General features: G+C 72.1%; 20 protein-coding genes. 17 read left to right on the forward strand and 3 right to left on the reverse strand.

What is annotated here, in order from left to right; translation table 11 throughout:
* Positions 1-32: 32 nt before the first annotated feature.
* The gene (locus DEI95_RS13565; protein ID WP_110911712.1) at positions 33-1229 is read right to left on the reverse strand and encodes a hypothetical protein; all 1197 of its coding nucleotides are present in this window, start codon (positions 1227-1229) and stop codon (positions 33-35) included.
* A gap of 171 nt (positions 1230-1400) precedes the next feature.
* Here DEI95_RS13565 and DEI95_RS13570 point away from each other — a divergent pair, with 171 nt between their 5' ends.
* The gene (locus DEI95_RS13570) at positions 1401-2252 is read left to right on the forward strand and encodes an alpha/beta fold hydrolase (protein WP_110824050.1); all 852 of its coding nucleotides are present in this window, start codon (positions 1401-1403) and stop codon (positions 2250-2252) included.
* Positions 2253-2373: 121 nt separating this feature from the next.
* On the opposite strand, the gene DEI95_RS13575 is transcribed toward DEI95_RS13570, so the two are convergent.
* Positions 2374-4224 (reverse strand): glycoside hydrolase family 2 protein, encoded by a 1851-nt coding sequence (locus tag DEI95_RS13575; protein ID WP_111060586.1) that lies wholly within the window; start codon positions 4222-4224, stop codon positions 2374-2376.
* A 137-nt stretch (positions 4225-4361) separates the two neighbouring features.
* Here DEI95_RS13575 and DEI95_RS13580 point away from each other — a divergent pair, with 137 nt between their 5' ends.
* A complete protein-coding gene (locus tag DEI95_RS13580; RefSeq protein ID WP_111060587.1) occupies positions 4362-5681 on the forward strand; it encodes a phosphotransferase in 1320 nt (439 codons plus the stop codon).
* 111 nt (positions 5682-5792) lie between these two features.
* Here the strand turns inward: DEI95_RS13580 and DEI95_RS13585 are convergent, their stop codons facing one another.
* Positions 5793-6173: a DUF1844 domain-containing protein gene (locus DEI95_RS13585; RefSeq protein ID WP_110824047.1), complete on the reverse strand. Its 381-nt coding sequence runs from the start codon at positions 6171-6173 to the stop codon at positions 5793-5795.
* A gap of 280 nt (positions 6174-6453) precedes the next feature.
* Here DEI95_RS13585 and infC point away from each other — a divergent pair, with 280 nt between their 5' ends.
* The 15 genes from infC to tyrS all read left to right on the forward strand — a co-directional run bounded on the left by infC (position 6454) and on the right by tyrS (position 22950).
* Positions 6454-7125, forward strand: a complete 672-nt coding sequence (infC, locus tag DEI95_RS13590; RefSeq protein WP_110824046.1) for a translation initiation factor IF-3 — start codon at positions 6454-6456, stop codon at positions 7123-7125.
* A gap of 60 nt (positions 7126-7185) precedes the next feature.
* A complete protein-coding gene (gene rpmI, locus DEI95_RS13595) occupies positions 7186-7380 on the forward strand; it encodes a 50S ribosomal protein L35 (RefSeq protein WP_110824045.1) in 195 nt (64 codons plus the stop codon).
* A 29-nt stretch (positions 7381-7409) separates the two neighbouring features.
* Positions 7410-7793: a 50S ribosomal protein L20 gene (gene rplT, locus DEI95_RS13600; protein WP_110824044.1), complete on the forward strand. Its 384-nt coding sequence runs from the start codon at positions 7410-7412 to the stop codon at positions 7791-7793.
* 86 nt (positions 7794-7879) lie between these two features.
* The gene (locus DEI95_RS13605; protein WP_111060588.1) at positions 7880-8737 is read left to right on the forward strand and encodes an RNA methyltransferase; all 858 of its coding nucleotides are present in this window, start codon (positions 7880-7882) and stop codon (positions 8735-8737) included.
* A 60-nt stretch (positions 8738-8797) separates the two neighbouring features.
* Complete coding sequence (gene pheS, locus DEI95_RS13610; protein ID WP_110824424.1) at positions 8798-9838, forward strand: phenylalanine--tRNA ligase subunit alpha; 1041 nt, start codon at positions 8798-8800, stop codon at positions 9836-9838.
* Positions 9838-12330 (forward strand): phenylalanine--tRNA ligase subunit beta, encoded by a 2493-nt coding sequence (gene pheT / locus DEI95_RS13615; RefSeq protein WP_111060589.1) that lies wholly within the window; start codon positions 9838-9840, stop codon positions 12328-12330. The genes pheS and pheT overlap by 1 nt, the downstream gene beginning before the upstream one ends.
* A gap of 73 nt (positions 12331-12403) precedes the next feature.
* A complete protein-coding gene (locus DEI95_RS13620) occupies positions 12404-13501 on the forward strand; it encodes an N-acetyl-gamma-glutamyl-phosphate reductase (RefSeq protein ID WP_111060590.1) in 1098 nt (365 codons plus the stop codon).
* Between the two features lie 56 nt (positions 13502-13557).
* Positions 13558-14718, forward strand: coding sequence for a bifunctional glutamate N-acetyltransferase/amino-acid acetyltransferase ArgJ (argJ, locus tag DEI95_RS13625; RefSeq protein WP_111060597.1), 1161 nt, complete (start codon positions 13558-13560; stop codon positions 14716-14718).
* Positions 14718-15794: an acetylglutamate kinase gene (gene argB / locus DEI95_RS13630; protein ID WP_258367615.1), complete on the forward strand. Its 1077-nt coding sequence runs from the start codon at positions 14718-14720 to the stop codon at positions 15792-15794. The genes argJ and argB overlap by 1 nt, the downstream gene beginning before the upstream one ends.
* A complete protein-coding gene (locus DEI95_RS13635) occupies positions 15791-17017 on the forward strand; it encodes an acetylornithine transaminase (RefSeq protein ID WP_111060591.1) in 1227 nt (408 codons plus the stop codon). The genes argB and DEI95_RS13635 overlap by 4 nt, the downstream gene beginning before the upstream one ends.
* Positions 17014-18027: an ornithine carbamoyltransferase gene (gene argF, locus DEI95_RS13640; RefSeq protein WP_111060592.1), complete on the forward strand. Its 1014-nt coding sequence runs from the start codon at positions 17014-17016 to the stop codon at positions 18025-18027. The genes DEI95_RS13635 and argF overlap by 4 nt, the downstream gene beginning before the upstream one ends.
* Positions 18028-18054: 27 nt before the next feature.
* Entirely contained in the window at positions 18055-19251 is a 1197-nt protein-coding gene (locus DEI95_RS13645) for an argininosuccinate synthase (protein WP_110824039.1), read from the forward strand.
* Positions 19252-19426: 175 nt separating this feature from the next.
* A complete protein-coding gene (gene argH, locus DEI95_RS13650; protein WP_110900906.1) occupies positions 19427-20896 on the forward strand; it encodes an argininosuccinate lyase in 1470 nt (489 codons plus the stop codon).
* A 3-nt stretch (positions 20897-20899) separates the two neighbouring features.
* Complete coding sequence (locus DEI95_RS13655) at positions 20900-21604, forward strand: DNA-3-methyladenine glycosylase (RefSeq protein ID WP_309146544.1); 705 nt, start codon at positions 20900-20902, stop codon at positions 21602-21604.
* Positions 21605-21636: 32 nt separating this feature from the next.
* Entirely contained in the window at positions 21637-22950 is a 1314-nt protein-coding gene (gene tyrS, locus DEI95_RS13660; protein WP_111060593.1) for a tyrosine--tRNA ligase, read from the forward strand.
* Positions 22951-23434: the final 484 nt, after the last annotated feature.

Raw genomic sequence — 23434 nt, forward strand, 5'->3', positions numbered from 1 at the left:
CCGCGTCCGGGGTCGGGCGCCGGTGCCCGGGTTCATGGGAACCCGAGGAACCAGAGCAGGACGACCGCGACCGCCTGCAGGCACACGCCGACCACGAGCCACCCGGTCGCCCGTCGTCGGGTCGCGGTGAACGTGTCGGCGGCGAGCAGTGGCGCGACCGGCATGAGCAGGCGGGGCAGGCTCTGCTGCGGCAGGAACACCGCCACCAGGTACGCCACGTAGGCGACCGTGAAGCCGAGGACGTCGGGCCCGAGCGCGCGGACGCCCCGTCGGCAGGACAACCACGCGGCCCCGGCGAGCACGAGCACCACGAGCACGATGCCCGCGGGCCCGAGCCACGTCCCCGCCATGAGGAACCACGGCGTCAGCGGTGCGAAGTGCTGCCGGCCGACGAACCCGACCCACCACGACAACTCCGTCTCGAGGTACGCGTCCGGACGACCGGTCACCGCGCTCGCGACCACCGGCCACGCGAGCCCCGCCGCCGCGACGACGAGCCCTGCGGCGACGACCGCGCCGCGATCCCGCCACCGGAACGGCTCCCCGCCGGGTCGGCCGCCTCCCGCACGCCGGGCGGCGACCTCCCGCACGACGAGGTGCACGGCGAGGGCGACGGCGAGCGCCAGCACCCCCGGGCGGGCGGCCGCCGCGAGCACACCGAGGACGGCGACCAGCCAGTACCGCCGGCGCACGAGCGCGAGCAGTGCGCCGAAGAGCAGGACCAGGAACATGCTCTCGGCGTACGCGACCTGCAGCAGGAAGCCCGTCGCGCCGAATGCGAAGAACGCGGTCGCCCACCGCGCACGTCGGGCGTCCGCGACCGCGAGGACGAGGCGGAACAGGACCACGCACGCCCCGGCACCGCACAGGGTGGCGACGACGAGCCCCGCCACCCAGAACGACGACCCCGTCAGCGCCATGAGGACCCGGACGACGCCGGGGAACAGCGGCAGGAACGCCCACGGGTTCGGGAGGACGTGCCCGTCGCCGTCGGTGGGCAGGTCGCGCGGGTACCCGTGCTCGGCGATGGTCCGGTAGAAGGACGCGTCCCACGAGCCCGAGAAGGTGGCGAACGACGGGTCACGCCGGTACGAGGCGAAGTGCCACCCGTTCGCCGTCGCGAGCCAGTAGACCGAACCGAGGAGCACCGTGCTGACGATGCGCGAGGCCAGCCACAGGAGGAGGGGAGTCGTCCACCCGCTGTGGCGGGCCTCCAGGACGGCCGTCACCGTCCGCCCCACGCGGGCCCGCCGGGAGGCTCGGGTCGTCGCCGCCGGGTCCGTCACCTGCCCGATCCTGGCAGACGGTCCGCTGTCCGTTCGCCGCACCGGCCAGGTCGCGTCCAGAGGCCGGGCGTTGCATCGCGGTCGTTCCCTGGAAACCACCACCACGGAGGCAGCATGCCGTTCATCACCGTCGGAGCCGAGAACGGGCACGACATCGACCTGCACTACGACGACTTCGGCACGGGCGACCCCGTCGTCCTCATCCACGGCTGGCCGCTGTCGGGCCGCTCGTGGGAGGGCCAGGTCCCGGCCCTCGTCGCCGCGGGGCACCGCGTCATCGCCTACGACCGCCGCGGGTTCGGTCAGTCCTCGCAGCCGTGGAACGGGTACGACTACGACACGTTCGCCGCGGACCTCGACAAGCTCATCACGGAGCTCGGGCTGACGGACGTCACGCTCATCGGGTTCTCGATGGGCGGCGGCGAGCTCGCCCGCTACGTGTCGACCTACGGCACCGGCAAGGTCGCGAAGCTCGTCTTCGCCAGCGCCGTCCCGCCGTACCTGTGGAAGTCCGACGACAACCCCGAGGGCGGCGTCGACCAGGACCTCGCCGACTGGTTCGCGACGGGCATCACGGGCGACCGCCCGGCGTTCCTGCACGAGTTCGTGGACATGTTCTACACCGCCGGCGGCAAGGTCTCGCTGACCCACAAGCCGCTCGTGAGCGAGGACCAGCGCGCCTACGACCTCGCGATCGCCGAGCTCGCCTCGCCGAAAGGCACGCTCGACTGCACGGCGGCGTTCGCGACGACCGACTTCCGCGACGACCTGACGAAGGTCGACGTCCCGACGCTCGTCATCCACGGCGACGCCGACGGCATCGTGCCGTTCGAGGTGTCCGGCAAGCGGACCGCCGAGGCGATCCCGGACGCGCAGCTGCACGTCATCGAGGGCGGCCCGCACGGCGTGCTCGCGTCACACCGCGACGAGTGGAACGAGGCGGTGCTCCGCTTCCTCGCGGGGTAGTCGCGTCCGTCGGCGCCTCGGTGCCGGCAGACGGACGGGAGGCCAGTGACCGACTGGTCACGGGCCTCCCGTCCGTTCCGCCACCCGTCGGTTCCGCCACCCGTTCGGCGGACCGCCGCGGTCAGCGGCCGAGCACGGCCCGGCGGATCCGCTCGATCGGCTCCTTCGGGCTCCGGTCCGCGTTGAGCAGACCGTTCGTCTCCTGCATCGTGTCGGTGAGCTGGGTCCAGCAGCTGCCGGCGAGGAACGAGCTCGCGCGCACCGCGTCGTAGAGGGCGGTGATCCTGGCGATCCAGTCGTCGCCGTCCGCCGCGGTCGTGTACCCCCAGGCGTCGTCGCGCTGCACGCCCGGCTGGTGGTTCACGCCGCCGAACTCGGTCAGCATCACCGGCTGGCCGCGGTCCACCGCCCCACCGACCAGGATCGGACGGTCCGCCGGACCGATGCCGGCGAGCAGCCGGGCCCGCGCGGTGTCGTCGGCGTACGTGCGGGCGAGCCGCTCCCCGTCGCCCTCGTAGTCGTGCACCGACAGGATGTCCGAGTCGGGGTGCTCCCACCCGTCGTTCGAGATCACCGGCCGGGTCGGGTCGAGCGCCCGCGTGACGTCCGCGAGGGCACGGGCGTACGCCTGCTGCGCAGGGTCCGTGGCGATGTGCTGCACGCCCCAGCTCTCGTTCGCCGGCACCCAGGTGACGACCGAGGGGTGCGAGGCGTCCCGCTCCACCGCGTCCATCCACTCGCGCATCAGGCGTTGCACGGCCGTGGGGGAGAAGGCGTACGCACCGGGTGCCTCGCCCCAGACCATGAGGCCGAGCCGGTCGGCCCAGTACAGGAACCGTGGGTCCTCGATCTTCTGGTGGTTCCGCGCCGCGTTGAAGCCGAGCTCCTTGATGAGCTCGACCTCGCGGCGGAGGGCCTGGCGGGTCGGTGCGGTCAGGTGCGACTCCGGCCAGTAGCCCTGGTTCAGCACGCTGCGCACGTCGATGCTGCGGTCGTTGAGCAGGAACCGGCCGCTGCCGACCGCGGTGGTGCGGATGCCGAAGTACGAGCTCACGGCGTCGAGCGGTGCGCCGTCGGCGGACACCAGGGACACCACCGCGTCGACGAGGTGCGGTGCGTCCGGGCTCCACTGCAGCTCCTGCTCGGCCTGCCCGTTCGCCTGCCGGGCGATCGGCACGACGAGGTCGACCTCGTGCGCGGTCGGCTGGACGGCGACCTCCACCGTGGCGAGGTGCTCGTCGTGCTCCGCCCAGTGCGCCTCGACCCGGAGCCGCGTCCCGGCCGGGTGCGCGCCCGCCAGCCGGACGGTGAGCCGCATCGTCTCGTGGTCGACGTTCGTCCACCGGACGGACCGGACGGCCGTGGTCGGGACCGCCTCGAGCCAGACGGTCTGCCAGATCCCCGTGGTCCGGCGGTACCAGATGTCGTGCGGCTGCTCGTGCCAGTCCTGCTTGCCGCGGGGCTGGGTGAGGTCGTGCGGGTCGTCCTCGGCGCGGACGACGAGCGTGTGGTCGCCGTCGGTGCCGGTGCCGTCGCCGGTCAGGGCGTCGGTGACGTCGAGGGTGAACGGGGTGTGGCCGCCCTCGTGGTCGCCGACGAACCGGCCGTCGACCCAGACGCGTGCGCGGTGGTCCACGGCGCCGAAGTGCAGGAGGAGGCGCGGGGCGTCGGTGCCGTGGCCGGCGGCCGCGAGGTCGGCGGCGGTGATCGTCCGCGCGTACCAGACCACGGGGTGGAACCCGGGCTCGTCGATGCCGGACGCCACGGACTCCGGCGGGAACGGGACGATGATGTCCCGGGCGTCGGGGAACCCGTCCCGCCACGAGGGGTCGTCCCCGGTGTTCCGGAACGACCAGGTGCCGTCGAGGTCCGCCCAGTGGGACCGCATCATCTGCGGCCGCGGGTACTCGCCGTCCTGGCGGGTCGCGACGGGGAGTGCGGGTGCGGCGTCGTTGCCGGGGTACGCGTTCATGGCTCCATGCTGGTCGTGCGGTACATCGATGTAAAGGCGGCGCATGCAGACCGGACAGCGCCCGGGAGTGGCGGACGGACGGCACGGAGTGGCCGAACCCCCGGACCGGTGCAGCCGCGACGGGTACCGTCCCCGACATGACCGACGCCGTGCACGCCGACCCCCTCGAGACAGCCGTCGCCGGCTGGATGGCCGACCAACGCTGGTACGCGGCGAAGGGCGGGACCCCGCAGGTCCGCGTCCTCGCCGAGGACAGCGACGACACCGCCGACGCCCGCATCCGCACCCTCTACGTGCTCGACGACGCCCCGACCGGACCGGTCCTGTACCAGGTGCCGCTCACGATCCGGCAGACGCCCGTCCCCGAGCTCGCGCACGCCCTCGTGGCCGAGGTCGACGGCGCACACGTCTACGACGGCCCGCACGACGTCGCCTACGCACGCTGGTTGCTCGGACGCATCGAGGCCGACGGCGACCACATCGGCCCCGCCACCGACGCCCGTGTCCTCAGCGGCGAGCAGTCGAACACCTCGGTGATCTGCGGGACCGAGGAGAGCGGCCAGGTCATCACGAAGGTCTTCCGTGTGCTGCACGACGGCGCCAACCCCGACGTGACCACGCAGCGGGCGCTCTCGGCGGCCGGGTCCGAGCGTGTGCCCCGGACCTTCGGCGCGCTCGCCGGGGAGTGGCCGGACGACGGGCAGCCGGGCGGCACCGCACACGGCCACCTGGCCTTCGCGCAGGAGTTCCTGCCCGGCCTCGAGGACGCCTGGCGCGTGGCCCTGACCGCGGCCCGTGGCGGCGAGTCCTTCGCGAGCGCCGCGGACCGCCTCGGTGCGGCCCTCGCCGAGGTGCACACCGTCCTCGCCGACGCCATGCCGACCGCGACCGCCGGCCCGGAGCAGGTGGACGTGGCCGTCGCGACCATGCGCCGCCGACTCGAGACCGCCGCGGCCGAGGTGCCGCAGGTCGCCGACCACGCCGCCGCCGTCGCCCGCGTGTACGACCGTGCGGCGTCCGTGCCGTGGCCGACCATGCAGCGCATCCACGGTGACCTGCACCTCGGGCAGGTCCTGTCGGCCCCGGAGCCCCGCGGCTGGGTGTTCCTCGACTTCGAGGGCGAGCCGCTCCGCCCGATGCCCGAACGCTCGCGTCCGGACGTCGCGCTCCGGGACGTCGCCGGCATGCTGCGCTCGTTCGACTACGTCGCGGGTGCGCTCGCACACGACGACGATCCCGTGGACACCGGCGACTGGGCGCAGGAGGCGCGGAACGCCTTCCTCGACGGCTACGCGCGGGGCAGCGGTGCGGACCTGCGCGCGCACCGGGCGCTGCTCGACGCGTTCGAGCTCGACAAGGCCGTGTACGAGGTCGTGTACGAGGCGCGCAACCGTCCGACGTGGGTCGGGATCCCGGTCGCGGCCGTGGACCGACTGGTCGCCCGCTCGGCGGGCTGACCGCACACCGGACGGGAGGCCCGTGGCGACACCGCCACGGGCCTCCCGTCCGTCTGCGTCCGGTCCGTCCGCGTCCGGGCCGTGCCCGGGCCCGACCGGGGAGGTCCGGGGCTAGTTGACGGGACCGGTGTACTTCTCGCCCGGCCCCTTGCCCGGCGCGTCCGGGATGGCCGAGGCCTCGCGGAACGCGAGCTGCACGGAGCGCAGCCCGTCGCGCAGCGGACGGGCGTGCTGGTCGCCGATCTCGGTGGCCGCAGCGGTGACCAGGCCGGCGAGCGAGGTGATGAGCTTGCGGGCCTCGTCCAGGTCGGTCTGTCGCTCGGGGTCGTCCGCCAGGCCGACCTTGACGGCGGCGGCACTGAGCAGGTGGACGGCCACGGTGTTGACGAGCTCGATCGCGGGGACCTCGGAGATGTCCCTGGCGGCATCGCCCGCGCCGTCGAGCCCGTCCTCGTCGGATCCGGGGGCCTGGTTGCTCGGGGTGTCGGTCACGGTGCTCCTCTGCTAGACTCGCCGACGGCAGACGCTGTCCGCGCGCCCGGATCCTTCCGGGAGTCAGGACGGTGTCACGAAAGAGGAGTTCCTCCCACCCGTGGCTGCACCAAGGCTACCGGGTCACCACCGCTCCGCCGGTGCTCACGACGTGGGCCCCGGTCGGCCGGACCGCAAGGGTCGGCGTCGGGCGGCTGCCGGACGGGTCTGCGATCCGTGCGTCAGATCTCCTCTCTCGTGCCGTCGTCCCGGGCACACGCCCCGGACGGCCACCACCTGATTGAAGGAGCTCCGCATCACCGATCCCCGTACCAACGACCGAATCCGCGTCCCCGAGGTCCGACTCGTCGGTCCCCAGGGCGAGCAGGTCGGCGTTGTCCCCATCGCCGTCGCACTGCGCCTCGCGCAGGAAGCCGAGCTGGATCTGGTCGAGGTCGCGCCGAACTCGAAGCCGCCCGTCGCCAAGATCATGGACTACGGCAAGTTCAAGTACGAAGCCGCTCAGAAGGCCAAGGAAGCCCGCCGCAACCAGGTCAACACCGACCTGAAAGAGGTCCGCTTCCGCCTGAAGATCGACGTGCACGACTACGAGACGAAGCGCAAGCGCGCCGAGGGGTTCCTCCTCGGTGGCGACAAGGTGAAGGCGATGATCCTCTTCCGCGGTCGCGAGCAGTCGCGTCCCGAGCAGGGTGTCCGACTCCTCCAGAAGTTCGCGGAGGAGATCGCCGAGTTCGGCGTCGTCGAGTCGCGTCCGACCCAGGACGGCCGCAACATGACGATGATCATCGCGCCGCTGAAGAACAAGTCGGACGTCAAGGGCGAGCTCAACGCCAAGCGTGCCGCCGAGAAGGCGGAGCGCAAGGCCTCCGAGCACTCCGCGAAGACCAAGCCGGCGGACGAGACCACGTCCGGGACCGCCGCAGCAGCTCCGGCCGACTCCTCGGCCGAATAGGTCCTCCCAGACCGATCCCGCGCTCGCGCGGCCCCCATCCACCCCACGGAAAGGCACACGATGCCCAAGCAGAAGACCCACTCCGGGTCGAAGAAGCGCTTCAAGGTCACCGGCAGCGGCAAGATCATGAAGCAGCAGGCCGGTATGCGCCACAACCTCGAGGTCAAGTCCGCCAAGCGCAAGGCCCGCCTCAACGAGGACCAGGTCCTCGCCAAGGCCGACGTCAAGGCCGTCAAGAAGCTCCTCGGCCACTGAGCCGTCCCGGAACGTAAAGGAACAGATCAATGGCAAGAGTGAAGAGAGCGGTCAACGCCGCCAAGAAGCGCCGCGTCATCCTCGAGCGCGCCGAGGGCTACCGCGGCCAGCGTTCGCGCCTGTACCGCAAGGCGAAGGAGCAGGTCACCCACTCCCTCGTCTACGCGTACCGGGACCGTCACGCGAAGAAGGGCGAGTTCCGTCGCCTGTGGATCCAGCGCATCAACGCCGCGTCGCGTGCGAACGGCCTGACCTACAACCGCCTCATCCAGGGTCTCAACCTGGCCGGCGTCGAGGTCGACCGTCGCATCCTCGCGGACCTCGCGGTGAACAACGCCGAGACGTTCGCGGCGCTCGTCGAGACCGCCAAGAAGGCCCTGCCGGCCGACACCTCGGCGCCGAAGGCAGCCTGAGCCACGTCACCGTGCACCGGGACCCCCACTCCGTCGGAGTGGGGGTCCCGTCGTTCCCGGGGTCGGGTCGTTCCTAGACTGAGCACGTGAGCGATCTCCTCGAGAACCCCCGTGCCGGCCGTGTCAAGGCCGTGGCCGCCCTGGCCAAGAAGGACGTCCGCGCCGAGACCGGGCTGTTCCTGCTCGAAGGGCCGCAGGCCGTGCGCGAGGCGATCGAGTACCGCCCCGAGCTCCTCCGCGAGCTGTACGTCACCCCGACCGCTGCGGCGCGCCACGGGCTGGACGACGCTCCCGTGGACACGTGGTTCGTCACCGAGCAGGTGCTCGACGCGATGGCGGACACCGTCACGCCGCAGGGCGTCGTCGCCGTGTGCCAGCAGTTCCCGACGTCCGTGAAGGACGTCTTCCCCGACGCCCGCGCGGAGGCCCGGGTCGACGCCGACGCGTCGGAGGCCCTGCCCGGACTGGTCGCGATCCTCGAGGAGGTCCGTGACCCGGGGAACGCCGGCACGATCATCCGGGCCGCCGACTCCGCCGGCGCGGACGCCGTGGTGCTGACCGGACGCAGTGTCGACCCGTACAACCCGAAGGTCGTGCGCTCGACCACGGGGTCGCTGTTCCACGTCCCGGTCTCCGTCGGGGTGACCCTGGCCGACGCGGTCGAGCGTGCCCGCGGGCTCGGCTACACGATCCTGGCCGCCGACGTCTCCGGCGACGACCTGCCGGACGTGCGCGCCGACGGCATGCTCGACGGACCGACCGTGTGGGTGTTCGGCAACGAGGCCCGCGGACTGACGGCGGAGGACCTGGCGCTCGTCGACCGCGCGGTCAAGGTGCCGATCTACGGGCGGGCCGAGTCGATGAACCTCGCGACCGCGGCGTCGGTGTGCCTCTACGAGAGCGCGTTCGCACAGCGGACCCGTCCCTCCACCGCCACGGACTGACGGCGACCGTCCGCCTGGTGCAGGACGGCGGTATCCCGACGGCCGGTAGGCTTGGGTCTCGTGTCAGAACCTCTCGAGATCAGCGAATCGGCGGTCGCCGACGCCGTGGACGCGGCCCTCGCCGCCGTCCGCGCCACGACCACCGTCGCGGAGCTGAAGCAGGCCCGTGCCGAGCACACCGGTGAGCAGTCGACGCTCGCCCGGATGAACGCGTCGATGCGCAGTGTCCCGCCAGAGCAGAAGGCCGCGGCGGGCAAGCTCGTCGGACAGGCCCGCGGACAGGTGGCCCAGGTGGTCGCCGCGCAGGAGTCCGTGCTGGCCGAGGCCGAGGAACGTGCGCGGCTCGAGTCGGAGCGCGTCGACGTGACCGCGCTGCCGTCTCGCCGGACGCCGGGCTCGCGCCACCCGCTTTCGCTCCTCAACGAGACCGTGGCCGACGTCTTCGTCGGTATGGGGTGGGAGGTCGCGGAGGGGCCGGAGCTCGAGCACGAGTGGTTCAACTTCGACGCCCTGAACTTCGACCAGGACCACCCGGCCCGGGCGATGGCCGACACCGTCTTCGTCGAGCCGGTCGACCGGCACCTGCTCATGCGGACGCACACCTCACCGGTGCAGATCCGCTCCCTGCTCACGCGTGCGCTCCCGCTCTACGTGATCGCGCCGGGTCGTGTGTACCGCGCCGACGAGCTCGACGCCACGCACCTGCCGGTCTTCACCCAGGTCGAGGGCATCGCGATCGACAAGGGCCTCACGATGGCGCACCTGCGCGGCACGCTCGAGCACTTCGCGCGTCAGGTCTTCGGGGCCGAAGCGCAGATCCGGCTCCGCCCCAACTACTTCCCGTTCACCGAGCCGAGCGCCGAGATGGACGTCTGGCAGCCGAACGCCAAGGGCGGCGCGCGGTGGGTCGAGTGGGGTGGCTGCGGCATGGTCAACCCCAACGTCCTGCGCGCCGCGGGCATCGACCCGGACGAGTACCAGGGCTTCGCCTTCGGCATGGGCATCGAGCGGACGCTCCAGTTCCGCAACGGCCTGAACGACATGCGTGACTTCCTCGAGGGCGACATCCGCTTCTCGCAGCAGTTCGGAACGGTGGTCTGATGCGCGTCCCACTCCGCTGGCTCGGCGAGTCCGTCGACCTGCCCGACGACGTCTCGCTCGAGCACGTCCACGCCGCCCTGGTGTCGGTCGGGTTCGAGGAGGAGTCCGTGCACACCTTCGACCTGACCGGGCCCGTCGTGGTCGGTCGGGTGCTCGAGCGCGTGCCCGAGCCGCAGAAGAACGGCAAGACCATCAACTGGTGCCAGGTGGACGTCGGCGAGTCCGAGCCCCGCGGCATCGTGTGCGGTGCCCACAACTTCGACGTCGGCGACCTCGTCGTCGTGACCCTGCCCGGCGCCGTGCTCCCCGGTCCGTTCCCGATCGCTGCCCGGAAGACGTACGGCCACGTGTCGGACGGCATGATCGCCTCCGCACGGGAGCTCGGTCTCGGCGACGAGCACGACGGCATCCTCCGCTTCGCCGACCTCGGCATGGAGCCCGAGGTCGGGGCGGACGCGATCGCGCTGCTCGGCCTCGACGACGCCGCGGTCGAGATCAACGTGACGCCGGACCGCGGCTACGCCATGAGCATGCGCGGCGTCGCCCGTGAGTACGCGCACGCCACCGGTGCGACCTTCTCCGACCCGGTCGACCGGGTCCTGCCGCGCACCGGCGACGGCTTCACGGTGACCGTGGACGACGCTGCCCCGATCCGTGGTCGTGTCGGCGCGCACACCTTCGTCACCCGGGTCGTCCGCGGCATCGACGCGACCCGGCCGACCCCGGCGTGGATGGTCGCCCGCCTGACCCTGGCTGGCGTGCGTTCGATCTCGCTGCCCGTCGACATCACGAACTACGTCATGTTCGAACTCGGGCAGCCGTTGCACGGGTACGACCTCGCGACGCTGCAGGGCGGCCTGACCGTCCGTCGGGCCACCCCCGGGGAGCGCCTGACCACCCTCGACGACGTCGAACGCACGCTCGACGCCGAGGACCTCGTCATCGCGGACGACGCCGGCGCCGTCGGTCTCGCGGGCGTCATGGGCGGTGCCCGGACCGAGATCACCGCGGCGACCACCGACGTCCTCATCGAGGCCGCCGGCTTCGACCAGGTGTCGATCGCCCGCTCGGCTCGGCGACACAAGCTGCCCAGCGAGGCCTCGCGCCGGTTCGAGCGCGGCGTCGACCCGCTCGTCGCCGAGGCCGCGGCGAACCGGGCCGTCGAGCTCCTCGTCGACCTCGCCGGCGGTACACCGGACCCGCTCGGGTCGACCCTGGTCGACGACCGCCCCCGTCCGACCGTCGCGATGCGCGCCGGTCGGGCCGCTGAGCTCATCGGTGTCCCGTACACCGACGCCGAGGTCCTCGACACGCTCCGGGCGATCGGCGCCACGGTGGAGGTCGACGGCGACGTGCTCGCCGTCACGCCGCCGACCTGGCGCCCCGACCTGGTGGACGACGTCTCCCTGGTCGAGGAGATCGCGCGCATCGTCGGGTACGACCGCATCCCGAGCGTGCTGCCCGTCGCGCCTCCCGGCCGTGGTCTCACGCTGCACCAGCAGGCCCGCCGTCGGGTCTCGGCAGCCCTCGCGGCCGCCGGGCTCACCGAGGTCGTGACCGCTCCGTTCGTCTCCGCCGCGACCGCTGCCGCGTACCCGGGCATCGACGCCGACGGCGGACCGAGCGTCGTGCTCGCGAACGCGCTCGACAGCGCGCAGGACCACCTCCGCCGCAGCGGCGTGCCGGCCCTCGTCGACGTGGCGCGTCGCAACGTGTCGCGCGGACTCGTCGACCTCGCCGTGTACGAGACGTCCCGTGTCTTCCTGCCCGAGCAGGGTGTCGCGCTCGGGACCGCGGAGGTACCGGTCGGCGCGCAGCGTCCGACATCCGAGACCCTCGCCGCGCTCGACGCCGCCCTGCCCGCGCAGCCGTTCCACCTGAGCGCGCTCCTGCTCGGCAACGCGGTCGTGAAGCAGCCGGGTGTCGTCGCCGAACCGTTCGGCATCGCGGACGCCCTCGACGTCGCGCGGACCGTCGCCTGGGCCGTCGGGGTCGAGCTCGCCGTGGCGCAGACGACCCACCCCTCGCTGCACCCCGGGCGTGCGGCGTCGCTCCGGGTCGGCGACACCGTCGTCGGCGTCGCCGGCGAGCTGCTCCCGGAGCTGGCGGCGGACGCCGACCTGCCCCGGGTGGTCGCGGTCGTCGAGCTCGACCTCGACGCCCTCGTGGCCGCGGCGCCGGACGTCGTCGAGGTCGGGGCGATCGTCTCCTACCCGGCGGCGACGCAGGACCTCTCCCTCGTGGTCGACGTCGCGACCCCGGCCGGCGACGTCCTCGCCGAGGTGCGCGCTGGTGCCGGGGAGCTGTTGGAGTATGCTCGGCTCGTGGACGACTACCGCGGCGCCGGCCTGGACGAGGGACAGAAGTCCCTGACGTTCGCGCTGCGCTTCCGCGCCACGGACCGCACGCTGACCGCTGCCGAGGCCTCCGAGGCCCGTGACGGCGCTGTCCGACGTGCCGGCGAGCGATTCGGGGCGACCCTGCGCGACTGATCCACGACGGATCACCGCCCGGGGTCGCCGCCTCCGACTCCCTCGACGAACAGTCCGACCAAAGGTGGAACCCATGTCCGTATCCGTCGCCGTGGCTGGTGCCAGCGGCTACGCGGGTGGCGAGTTGCTGCGCATCCTCTCCGCTCATCCCGAGTTCGACGTGCGGACGGTGACGGCGTTCTCGAACGCCGGACAGCCGCTCATCGCGACGCAGCCGCACCTGCGGTCGCTCGCGCACCTGACCCTCGTGGAGACGACCCCGGAGAACCTCCGTGGGCACGACGTGGTGTTCCTCGCCCTGCCGCACGGCCAGTCCGGCGCGATCACGGCGGAGCTCGACGCGGACACGCTCGTCGTGGACTGCGGCGCCGACCACCGTCTGACGGACGAGGCCGCGTGGGCCGCGTTCTACGGCGGCGAGTACCACGGCGCCTGGACCTACGGGCTGCCCGAGCTCCTGCACGCGCCGCCCGCCCCCGGTGCCGCGGACGAGTGGCGGGACGTCGACGACATCGTGCCGCAGGGCCGGCAGCGCACCGAACTGGCGGCCACCAAGCGGATCGCCGTTCCCGGGTGCAACGTCACCGCGGTCACGCTCGGTATCCAGCCCGGGGTGCAGGCCGGCCTCGTCGAGTCGGACGACATCGTCGCGGTCCTCAGCGTCGGACCGAGCGGTGCCGGCAAGAAGCTCGAGTCCACCTACCTGGCGGCGGAGATCATGGGGTCCGCCAGCGCGTACGCCGTGGGCGGGAAGCACCGCCACGTCCCGGAAATCCAGCAGAACCTCCGCGTGGCCGGTGCGTCGGACGTCCGGGTCTCGTTCACGCCCGTCCTCGTGCCGATGGCCCGCGGCATCCTCGCGACCACGACCGCTCGGCTCGCCCCCGGGGTGACCGCGCACGACGTCCGGCTCGCCTGGGAGCAGGCCTACGCCGACGAGCCCTTCGTGCACCTGCTGCCCGAGGGCGTCTTCCCCCGGGTTGCCGACACCATCGGGGCGAACACGGCTCTCGTGGGCATCGCGGTCGACGAGGCCGCCGGCCGGGTGGTCGCCGTCTCCGCCCTCGACAACCTCGCCAAGGGGACCGGCGGTGCCGCCGTGCAGTCCGCGAACATCGCGCTCGGGCTCGCCGAGACCCTGGGCCTCAGCGTGGACGGAGTCGCCCCGTGACCGACCGCAACGACAGCGCCGACGCGACCACGGGCCTCCCGGCGATCGACGGCGCCCTGCAGGGCGTCACCGCCGCCGCCGGCTTCCGTGCCGCCGGCGTCACCGCTGGCCTGAAGACGAGTGGCAGGCCGGACGTGGCGCTCGTCGTCAACGACGGCCCCGCGGACGCCGTGGCCGCCGTCTTCACCACGAACCGTGCGCAGGCGCACCCGGTCATCTGGTCCCGCCAGGTGGTCGGCGACGGCATCGCCCGTGCCGTCGTCCTCAACTCGGGAGGCGCGAACTGCTTCACGGGTCCCTTCGGCTTCCAGACGACCCACCTCACCGCGGAGGCGGTGGGCGACGCGCTGGGCATCGGAGCGGGTGACGTCGTCGTGTGTTCCACCGGGCTCATCGGCGTCGGCGACCAGACCTTCCGCGACGGCGTGCTCCGCGGCGTGACGCTCGCCGCCGACGCCCTCGACGGTGCCGGCGGACCCGACGCCGCGGCCGCCATCATGACCACCGACACGAAGCCCAAGCAGTCCGTGGTCTCGGTCGACGGCTGGACGGTCGGCGGGATGGCGAAGGGCGCGGGCATGCTCGCGCCCGGCCTCGCGACGATGCTCGTGGTGATCACCACCGACGCGGCACTGCCCGCGGACGAGCTCGACCGGGCCCTGCGCGCGGCGACCCGCGTGACCTTCGACCGCGTCGACTCCGACGGGTGCATGTCCACGAACGACACCGTCGTGCTCATGGCCTCCGGTGCATCGGGCACGACCCCCGACGCCGAGACCTTCCAGCGGGCCCTGACCGGCGTCTGCGCCGACCTCGCCCGTCAGCTCCAGCAGGACGCCGAGGGCGCAGCGCACGACATCACGATCGAGGTCGTCGGCGCGGTCAGCGAGGACGAGGCCGTGACGGTCGGCCGGAGCGTCGCCCGCAACAACCTGTTCAAGGCGGCGGTCTTCGGCAACGACCCCAACTGGGGGCGGGTGCTCGCCGCGATCGGGACGACCGACGCCGAGTTCGACCCGTACGCGGTCGACGTGTCCATGAACGGGGTGCGGGTGTGCCACGCCGGTGCCCCGGACCAGCCGAGCGACGACGTCGACCTCAGCCCGCGGGACACGCACGTGCTCATCGACCTCGGGGTCGGCACCGCCGCGGCGACGATCCTGACGAACGACCTGACGCACGACTACGTCCACGAGAACAGCGCGTACTCCAGCTGATGAGCGACGCGGACCTCTCGAAGGAAGAAGAGCACGAGCTCGCGACCGTCAAGGCCGCGACCCTCATCGAGTCCCTGCCGTGGTTGAAGCGGTTCTCGGGCAAGATCGTCGTCGTCAAGTTCGGCGGCAACGCGATGGTGAACGACGACCTCAAGCGGGCGTTCGCCGAGGACATGGTCTACCTCCGGTACGCCGGCCTGCACCCGGTCGTCGTGCACGGCGGCGGTCCGCAGATCTCGGCGGCGCTGAAGGAGCAGGGCATCCAGTCCGAGTTCCGCGGCGGCTACCGCGTCACGACGACCGAGGCGATCACGGTCGTCCGCGACGTCCTGGCCGGCGAGGTGAACCGCGAGATCGTCGACCTCATCGACGAGCACGGCGACGGCCTCGGCGTCGGGGTGTTCGGCGACGGCGGGTCGCTGTTCACCGGCGAGAAGAAGGGCGTCGTCGTCGACGGCGAGCACTTCGACCTCGGCCACGTCGGCGACATCACCCACGTCGACCCGTCCGGGGTCCTCGCCGCGATCCGTGCCGACCGCATCCCCGTGGTGTCGAGCATCGCGATCGACGACGCCCACCCGGACCAGGCGCTCAACGTGAACGCCGACGCCGCGGCGGCCGCGCTCGCGATCGCGCTGAACGCGTCGAAGCTGATGATGCTGACGGACGTGCCCGGGCTGTACCGCAACTGGCCGGACCGCGACTCGATCATCGACCTCATCGCGGTCGAGGAACTCCGCCAGCTGCTGCCGTCGCTCGAGTCCGGGATGATCCCGAAGATGACCGCGTGCCTCGACGCCGTGGTCGGCGGCGTCGGTGGTGCGACCATCATCGACGGCCGCATCCCGCACTCGATCCTGCTCGAGGTCTTCACCCTCCGCGGCGCCGGCACCGAGGTCATCCCGGACCCGAGTCGCCGGACCGAGAACCAGAACACCCACGCCGAGATCGGCCGACGCGCGGCGGTCCACGCCCCGGGCAGCGGCCACGACGACGTCCCGGGCGGCCAGCACGTCGCCCGGCGTGACGACGACTCCACGACTCCGCACGACGACGAGAAGGGCACAGCACGGTGAGCACCGAGACGCAGACCGAGACCTGGAACGACCGGTTCGGGGCGTCGCTCATGCGATCCCTGACCCCGCCGAAGATCATGCTCGAGCGCGGCGAGGGCTGCCGGGTGTGGGACGTCGACGGCAACGAGTACCTCGACTTCCTCGCCGGCATCGCGGTGAACTCGCTCGGCCACGCCCACCCGGCGCTCGTCGAGGCGATCAGCGACCAGGCAGCGAAGCTCGTGCACGTGTCGAACTACTTCGCGACGCCGCCGCAGCTCGAGCTCGCGGAACGCCTCAAGCGGATCTCCGGCGCGGGCGACGCGGGCCGCGTGTACTTCGGCAACTCCGGCGCAGAGGCCAACGAGGCGGCGTTCAAGCTGGCTCGGCTGAACCGCGGCGCGGACGGGCGCAAGACGAAGATCCTCGCGCTGCAGCAGGCGTTCCATGGCCGCACCATGGGCGCGCTCGCGCTCACCGGCAAGCCCGCCCTCCAGCAGGACTTCCTGCCGATGATCCCGGGCGTCGAGCACATCGAGACGTCGATCGAGGCCCTCGAGCGCTCGGTCGACGACACCGTCGCGGCGCTCATCCTCGAGCCGATCAAGGGCGAGGCCGGCGTGGTCGACCTGCCCGAGGGCTTCCTGCAGGCCGCGCGGGCCCTGACCGAGCGGCACGGCGCACTGCTCGTCCTCGACGAGATCCAGACCGGCATCGGCCGCACCGGCGCCTGGTTCGCCTTCCAGAACACGGGCGTGGTCCCGGACGCGATCACGGTGGCCAAGGGCATCGCCGGTGGCTTCCCGATCGGGGCGCTCGTGACCTTCGGGTGGGCGTCCGACCTGTTCTCGGCGGGCCAGCACGGCTCGACCTTCGGCGGCAACCCGCTCGGCACCCGCGTCGCGAACGCGGTGCTCGCCGAGATCGAGCGCGCGGACCTGGTGGCCGGAGCGGTCGTCAAGGGCGAGCGCATCCGCGCCGGCATCAGCGCACTCGGCTCCGACCTGGTGGAGGAGGTCCGGGGGAGCGGCCTGCTCATCGGTGTCGGCCTCCGTCGCCCGGTCGCCGCCGCGGTGTCGGCCGCCGCGCTCGAGCGTGGTCTCATCATCAACGCACCGAACGAGTCGAGCCTGCGCATCGCGCCGCCGCTCATCGTGTCCGACGCCGAGATCGACGCGTTCCTCGCGATCCTCGCCCAGAGCATGGCGGCCGTCGAGGGCGCCGACCAGGAGACCTCCGCATGACCCGCCACTTCCTCCGGGACGACGACCTCACGCAGGCCGAGCAGTCCGCGATCCTCGACCTCGCCGTCGAGATGAAGAGCGACCGGTGGGGCGCCAAGCCCCTCGCCGGTCCGCAGAGCGTCGCCGTGATCTTCGACAAGTCGTCCACCCGCACCCGGGTGTCCTTCCACGTCGGCATCAGCGACCTCGGCGGCAGCCCGCTCATCATCTCGACCGCGAACAGCCAGCTCGGCGGCAAGGAGACCCCGACCGACACCGCCCGCGTGCTCGAGCGCATGGTGTCGGCGATCGTCTGGCGCACCTACGGCCAGGCCGGGCTCGAGGAGATGGCAGCGAGCACCACGGTGCCGGTCGTCAACGCGCTGTCCGACGACTTCCACCCGTGCCAGCTCCTCGCCGACCTGCTCACCATCCGCGAGCACCGCGGCGCGTTGGCCGGGCAGACCATCGCGTTCGTCGGCGACGGCGCGAGCAACATGGCGCAGTCGTACCTGCTCGCCTGCGCGACTGCCGGGATGCATGTGCGTGTCGCGTCGCCGGTCGCGTTCTCGCCCGCACCGCAGGTCGTGACGGACGCGGAGCACCGCGCCGCCGAGACCGGCGGGTCCGTGCTCGTCGTGACCGACCCGGTCGCCGCGGTGGCGGGTGCCGACGTCGTCGTGACGGACACCTGGGTCTCGATGGGCAAGGAGGACGAGAAGCAGCAGCGGCTCGCCACCTTCGCCGGGTACCGCGTCGACGACGACCTGCTCACGCATGCCGCGGACGACGCCGTGTTCATGCACTGCCTGCCCGCCGACCGCGGCTACGAGGTCACCGCCGAGGTCATCGACGGGCCGCGCAGCATCATCTGGGACGAGGCGGAGAACCGCCTGCACGCCCAGAAGGCCCTGCTCGCCTGGCTCCTCGCCGCCAACGCCCCGACCGCCGCAGACGGGGCGACCGCCGCAGACGGGGCGACCGCCGCAGACGGGGCGACCGCCGCAGACGTGGCCACCCCCGGCAACTGACAACCACCACCACACAGGAGAGAACCCATGGCAGACCGCGTCGTACTCGCGTACTCAGGAGGGCTCGACACCTCCGTCGGGATCGGTTGGCTCAAGGACGCCACCGGCAAGGAGGTCGTGGCGCTGGCCGTCGACGTCGGCCAGGGCGGCGAGGACATGGACGCCATCCGTCAGCGCGCGCTCGACTGCGGCGCGGTGGAGTCGGTCGTCATCGACGCCAAGGACGAGTTCGCGGACGACTACCTCGTCCCGGCCCTCAAGGCCAACGCGCTCTACCAGAAGCGCTACCCGCTCGTGTCGGCGCTGAGCCGCCCGCTCATCGCGAAGCACCTCGCCACCACGGCGAAGCAGCTCGGCGCGGACAGCGTCGCGCACGGCTGCACCGGCAAGGGCAACGACCAGGTGCGCTTCGAGGCCGCCGTGGCCGCGATCGCCCCCGACCTGACGAGCGTCGCCCCGGTCCGTGACCTCGCGCTGACCCGTGACAAGGCGATCGTCTACGCGCAGGAGCACGACCTGCCGATCCTGCAGAGCAAGAAGTCGCCGTACTCGATCGACCAGAACGTCTGGGGTCGCGCGGTGGAGACCGGGTTCCTCGAGGACCCGTGGAACGCCCCGATCGAGGACCTGTACGCGTACACGCAGGACCCCGCCGTCGACCGTGAGGCCGACGAGGTCACGATCACGTTCGAGCAGGGTGTGCCGGTCGCGATCGACGGTCAGCGCTTCAGCGTCCTGCGCGTCGTGCAGGAACTCAACGCCCTCGCCGGCAAGCACGGCGTCGGCCGCATCGACGTCGTCGAGGACCGCCTGGTCGGCATCAAGTCGCGCGAGGTCTACGAGGCCCCGGCCGCGATGGCGCTCATCGCCGCGCACGAGGAGCTCGAGAGCCTGACCCTCGAGCGCGACGTCAACCGCTACAAGCGCGGTGTCGAGTCGGAGTGGGCCGACCTGGTCTACGACGGCCTGTGGTTCGGTGGGCTGAAGCGCAGCCTCGACGCCTTCATCGACTCGACGCAGGAGTACGTGTCCGGCGACATCCGCATGCAGCTCCACGGCGGTCGTGCCACGGTGACCGGTCGTCGCTCCGAGCAGAGCCTCTACGACTTCGACCTCGCCACGTACGACACCGGTGACACGTTCGACCAGTCGCTCTCCAAGGGCTTCATCGAACTGTGGTCGCTGCCGAGCAAGATCTCCGCCCGCCGCGACCTGGCGAACTGACCGACCGAGGGCGGCGGGACCGGTCGGTCCCGCCGTCCTCGCCGGACGGGAGGCGCGGCACGCGCCCGTCCCGTCGGCGCGGTCCGGCAGGCGTGCCGCCCGGACCGCGCCGACCCCGGACCGCACCGGTCCCCTACCCCCCGACCGACCCGACCCGAGACGACGCAGGACCCTCATGACGGACGCCCCCCGAGCCTCCCGGCCGGACGACAGCAGCAGCAAGACCGACGCGACGAACACGGGCGCCCTGTGGGGTGGCCGGTTCGCGGACGGTCCGAGCGCGGAACTCGCCGCCCTGTCGAAGTCGACGCACTTCGACTGGCAGCTGGCGCCCTACGACATCGCCGGCTCCCGCGCGCACGCCCGGGCGCTGCAGGTGGCGGGGTACCTGACGGCCGACGAGCTCGAGCGGATGCTCGCCGGCCTCGACCGCCTCGAGGACGCGCACGCCGACGGCTCCCTGCAGCCGGACGAGTCCGACGAGGACGTGCACGGCGCGCTCGAGCGCCTGCTCATCGCCGACGTCGGCCCGGAGCTGGGCGGGAAGCTCCGCGCCGGCCGCAGCCGCAACGACCAGATCGCGACCCTCGGCCGGATGCACATGCTCGACCACGGCCGTCGGATCGGCCGGATGGTCATCGACCTCGTCGACGCGATCAGCCAGCAGGCGTCCGAACACGAGGGCGCCATCATGCCCGGCCGGACGCACCTGCAGCACGCGCAGCCGGTCCTGCTCGCGCACCACCTGCTCGCGCACGCCTGGCCCCTCGTGCGGGACCTCGAGCGGCTCCGCGACTGGGCGGGCCGCGCGAGCGTCAGCCCCTACGGCGCCGGTGCCCTGGCGGGCAGCTCGCTCGGACTCGACCCGGCCGCCATCGCGCAGGAGCTCGGCTTCGACCGGCCCGCCGACAACTCGATCGACGCGACCGCCGCTCGGGACGTCGTCGCCGAGTTCGCCTTCGTCCTCGCCCAGATCGGCATCGACGTCTCCCGCCTGGCGGAGGAGGTCATCCTCTGGAACACGAAGGAGTTCGGCTTCGTCCGGCTCCACGACGGCTTCTCGACCGGGTCGAGCATCATGCCGCAGAAGAAGAACCCGGACATCGCCGAGCTCGCACGCGGCAAGTCCGGCCGGCTGATCGGCAACCTGACCGGCCTCCTCGCCACCCTCAAGGGCCTGCCGCTCGCGTACAACCGCGACCTGCAGGAGGACAAGGAGCCCGTCTTCGACTCGGTCGCGACGCTCGAGGTCCTGCTCCCCGCCTTCACCGGCATGATCGCGACCCTGTCCTTCGACACCGCCCGGATGGCGGAGCTCGCACCGCAGGGGTTCTCCCTGGCGACCGACGTCGCGGAGTGGCTGGTCCGACAGGGTGTCCCGTTCCGTGACGCGCACGAGGTCTCGGGCGCGCTCGTCCGGTACTGCGAGGAGCGCGGCATCGACCTCGACGACCCGACGGACGCGGAGTACGCCGCGGTCTCGGAGCACCTGACCCCGGAGGTCCGCACGGTCCTCACGATCGAGGGCAGCGTCGCGTCCCGTCGGGGCGTCGGCGGCACGGCACCCGAGCGGGTCGCCGAGCAACTCGCCGCCCTGACCCGGTCCGTCCGGGAGATCGCGGCCGGGACGCCCTTCACCCGGTGAACCGTGTCCCCTGAGCAGACGCCGACGCCGACGCCGACGCCGACGCCGTCAGATGCGCTGCTCGCGCTGCTGCGCGAGCCCGCGCCGGTGTGCGCACCAGCGCTCCTCGGCGCGACGATCACGGGCAAGGGCGTGACCCTGCGGATCACCGAGGTCGAGGCCTACTCGGGCGCGGTCGACCCGGGTTCGCACGGACACCGCGGCATGACACCGCGCAACCGGCACCTGTTCGGTCCGCCCGGGACGCTGTACGCCTACCGGTCGTACGGCATCCACACGTGCGTGAACGTCGTGAGCGGCCCCGCCGGCCAGTCGTCCGGGTCCCTGCTCCGCGGGGCTGCGGTGGTGGCGGGCACGGACATCGCCCGCGAGCGTCGCGGACCCACCGTGGCCGACGTGGCGCTCGCGCGCGGACCGGGGAACCTCGGCGTCGCGCTCGGCGCGGTCCTCGGCGCGGACGACGGCACCTCGGTCCTCGACGGTTCCGGTCCGTACACGCTGCGGTTGGCTCCCGCCCTGGAGGCCCGGCTCGCCTCCGCCCCGGTGGCGCAGGTCGTCGACGACCTCCTGTCCGGCGGCCTGGTCGCGAGCGGTCCGCGGACCGGCGTGGGCGGGGTGGCCGGGGGAGCGGCGTTCCCGTGGCGGTTCTGGCTGCCGGGCGACCCGACCGTGTCGGCGTACCGCCGGCACAAGGGCGCGATCGGCTGAGGGGACGCCGAGCGCGCCGGTACGATGACGGGGTGTCCAGCGATACCGATCCCGACGTCCTGACGCGCCAGCAGAACGACCCCACCTTCGCCTCGGTGTGGGACGAACTGCGCTGGCGTGGTCTGGTGCACGTCTCCACCGACGAGACCGCACTGCAAGAGGCCCTCGACGCCGGACCGGTGACGTACTACTGCGGGTTCGACCCGACCGCCCCGTCGCTGCACTGCGGGAACCTGCTCCAGCTGCTGACCATGCGTCGACTGCAGCTGGCCGGGCACAAGCCGCTCGCGCTCGTCGGTGGGTCGACCGGTCTCATCGGGGACCCGCGTCCCACGGCCGAGCGCACGCTCAACACCCGCGAGACCGTCGAGGAGTGGGTGGGACGGCTGCAGGGCCAGGTGTCCCGGTTCCTCAGCGCGGACGGTGACAACGGCGTCCGGCTGGTGAACAACCTGGACTGGACCGCGCCGCTGTCCGCGATCGACTTCCTGCGTGACATCGGCAAGTACTTCCGCGTCAACTCGATGCTCAAGAAGGACGCCGTCGCCGCCCGGCTGAACTCGGACGCCGGCATCAGCTACACCGAGTTCAGCTACCAGATCCTGCAGGGCCTGGACTTCCGCGAGCTCTACCGCCAGTACGGGTGCACGCTGCAGACCGGTGGCTCCGACCAGTGGGGCAACCTCACCTCGGGCACGGAACTCATCCGTCGGACCGAGGGTGTGTCCGCGCACGCGCTGGGGACGCCGCTCATCACGAACTCGGACGGCACGAAGTTCGGCAAGAGCGAGGGCAACGCGATCTGGCTCGACGGCACGATGACCTCGCCGTACGCCTTCTACCAGTTCTGGCTCAACACGGCGGACGCCGACGTGGTCGCGCGCCTGCGCGAGTTCACGTTCCTGTCCCGCGCCGAGGTGGAGCGCCTCGAGCAGGCCGTCGCCGACGAGCCGTTCCGCCGGGAGGCCCAGCGCACCCTGGCCTTCGAGGTCACCGCACTGGTCCACGGGGAGGCCGCGACACAGGCCGCGATCGACGCGTCGGCAGCGCTGTTCGGGAACGGCGACCTGACCGCGCTCGACGCCGACACCCTGCGCGCCGCGATCGCCGAACTGCCCGGGACGGTGTCGCTGGGCGGGGATGCCGATGTGGCGCGAGCCCTCGTGGAGACCGGACTCGTCAAGTCCCTCGGTGAAGCACGGCGTGCGGTCGACCAGGGTGGCGTCTACGTCAACAACGAGCGTGCCGAGGACGCGGCCGCGACGCTGGCGTCCCTGGCCATGCCGGGTGGCGTGCTCGTCCTCCGTCGCGGGAAGAAGACGCTGGCCGGCGTCACGCTCGGCTGACGCAGCCGGTCCCGACCAGTCCCGACGCCCGGTCCCGAGAGGGGCCGGGCGTTCGGCGTCTCGGGGAGTCGCGCCGGTGTTGCATGGTGCGACACGCCCGGGATGTGGGGTGGGTTGGTGGTGGGTGTGGGGGCTGCGTAAAGTAATCCCTCGTCACCCCAAAGGTGCGGCGGAGCGGCTGGAGCGGAAGCCCAGAGCACGTCGGCCCTCAAGCGGGACCATCCTCCACTGGAGTTCAGATCTGGCCTTGTGCTGGGTCGCTCCGACGCTTAGGATGACTACTCCACCGGTTTTCTCCTTCGGGATGAGCCACTGGATCTGACTGCACGGTTTGTGTTGGCGGGTTCGACGACATCGGTGGGATCGAGAGCGACAGCCTCTCTGGCGAAGCATCCTGGTGGTGTGGAGTGGGGAGTGCGTCTGGTCCTTGAGAACTCAACAGCGTGCACATTGTCAATGCCAATTTTATTGACCTCGTGCCTGG

It is taken from the genome of Curtobacterium sp. MCBD17_008 (genome assembly GCF_003234475.1).
GTDB lineage: Bacteria > Actinomycetota > Actinomycetes > Actinomycetales > Microbacteriaceae > Curtobacterium.

Coding starts and splice junctions, on each gene's coding strand:
- DEI95_RS13570 (WP_110824050.1), top strand. CDS start 1,401: ATGCCGTTCATCACCGTCGGAGCCGAGAACGGGCACGACATCGACCTG.
- DEI95_RS13575 (WP_111060586.1), bottom strand. CDS start 4,224: ATGAACGCGTACCCCGGCAACGACGCCGCACCCGCACTCCCCGTCGCG.
- DEI95_RS13580 (WP_111060587.1), top strand. CDS start 4,362: ATGACCGACGCCGTGCACGCCGACCCCCTCGAGACAGCCGTCGCCGGC.
- rpmI (WP_110824045.1), top strand. CDS start 7,186: ATGCCCAAGCAGAAGACCCACTCCGGGTCGAAGAAGCGCTTCAAGGTC.
- rplT (WP_110824044.1), top strand. CDS start 7,410: ATGGCAAGAGTGAAGAGAGCGGTCAACGCCGCCAAGAAGCGCCGCGTC.
- pheT (WP_111060589.1), top strand. CDS start 9,838: ATGCGCGTCCCACTCCGCTGGCTCGGCGAGTCCGTCGACCTGCCCGAC.
- DEI95_RS13620 (WP_111060590.1), top strand. CDS start 12,404: ATGTCCGTATCCGTCGCCGTGGCTGGTGCCAGCGGCTACGCGGGTGGC.
- argB (WP_258367615.1), top strand. CDS start 14,718: ATGAGCGACGCGGACCTCTCGAAGGAAGAAGAGCACGAGCTCGCGACC.
- argF (WP_111060592.1), top strand. CDS start 17,014: ATGACCCGCCACTTCCTCCGGGACGACGACCTCACGCAGGCCGAGCAG.
- DEI95_RS13645 (WP_110824039.1), top strand. CDS start 18,055: ATGGCAGACCGCGTCGTACTCGCGTACTCAGGAGGGCTCGACACCTCC.
- argH (WP_110900906.1), top strand. CDS start 19,427: ATGACGGACGCCCCCCGAGCCTCCCGGCCGGACGACAGCAGCAGCAAG.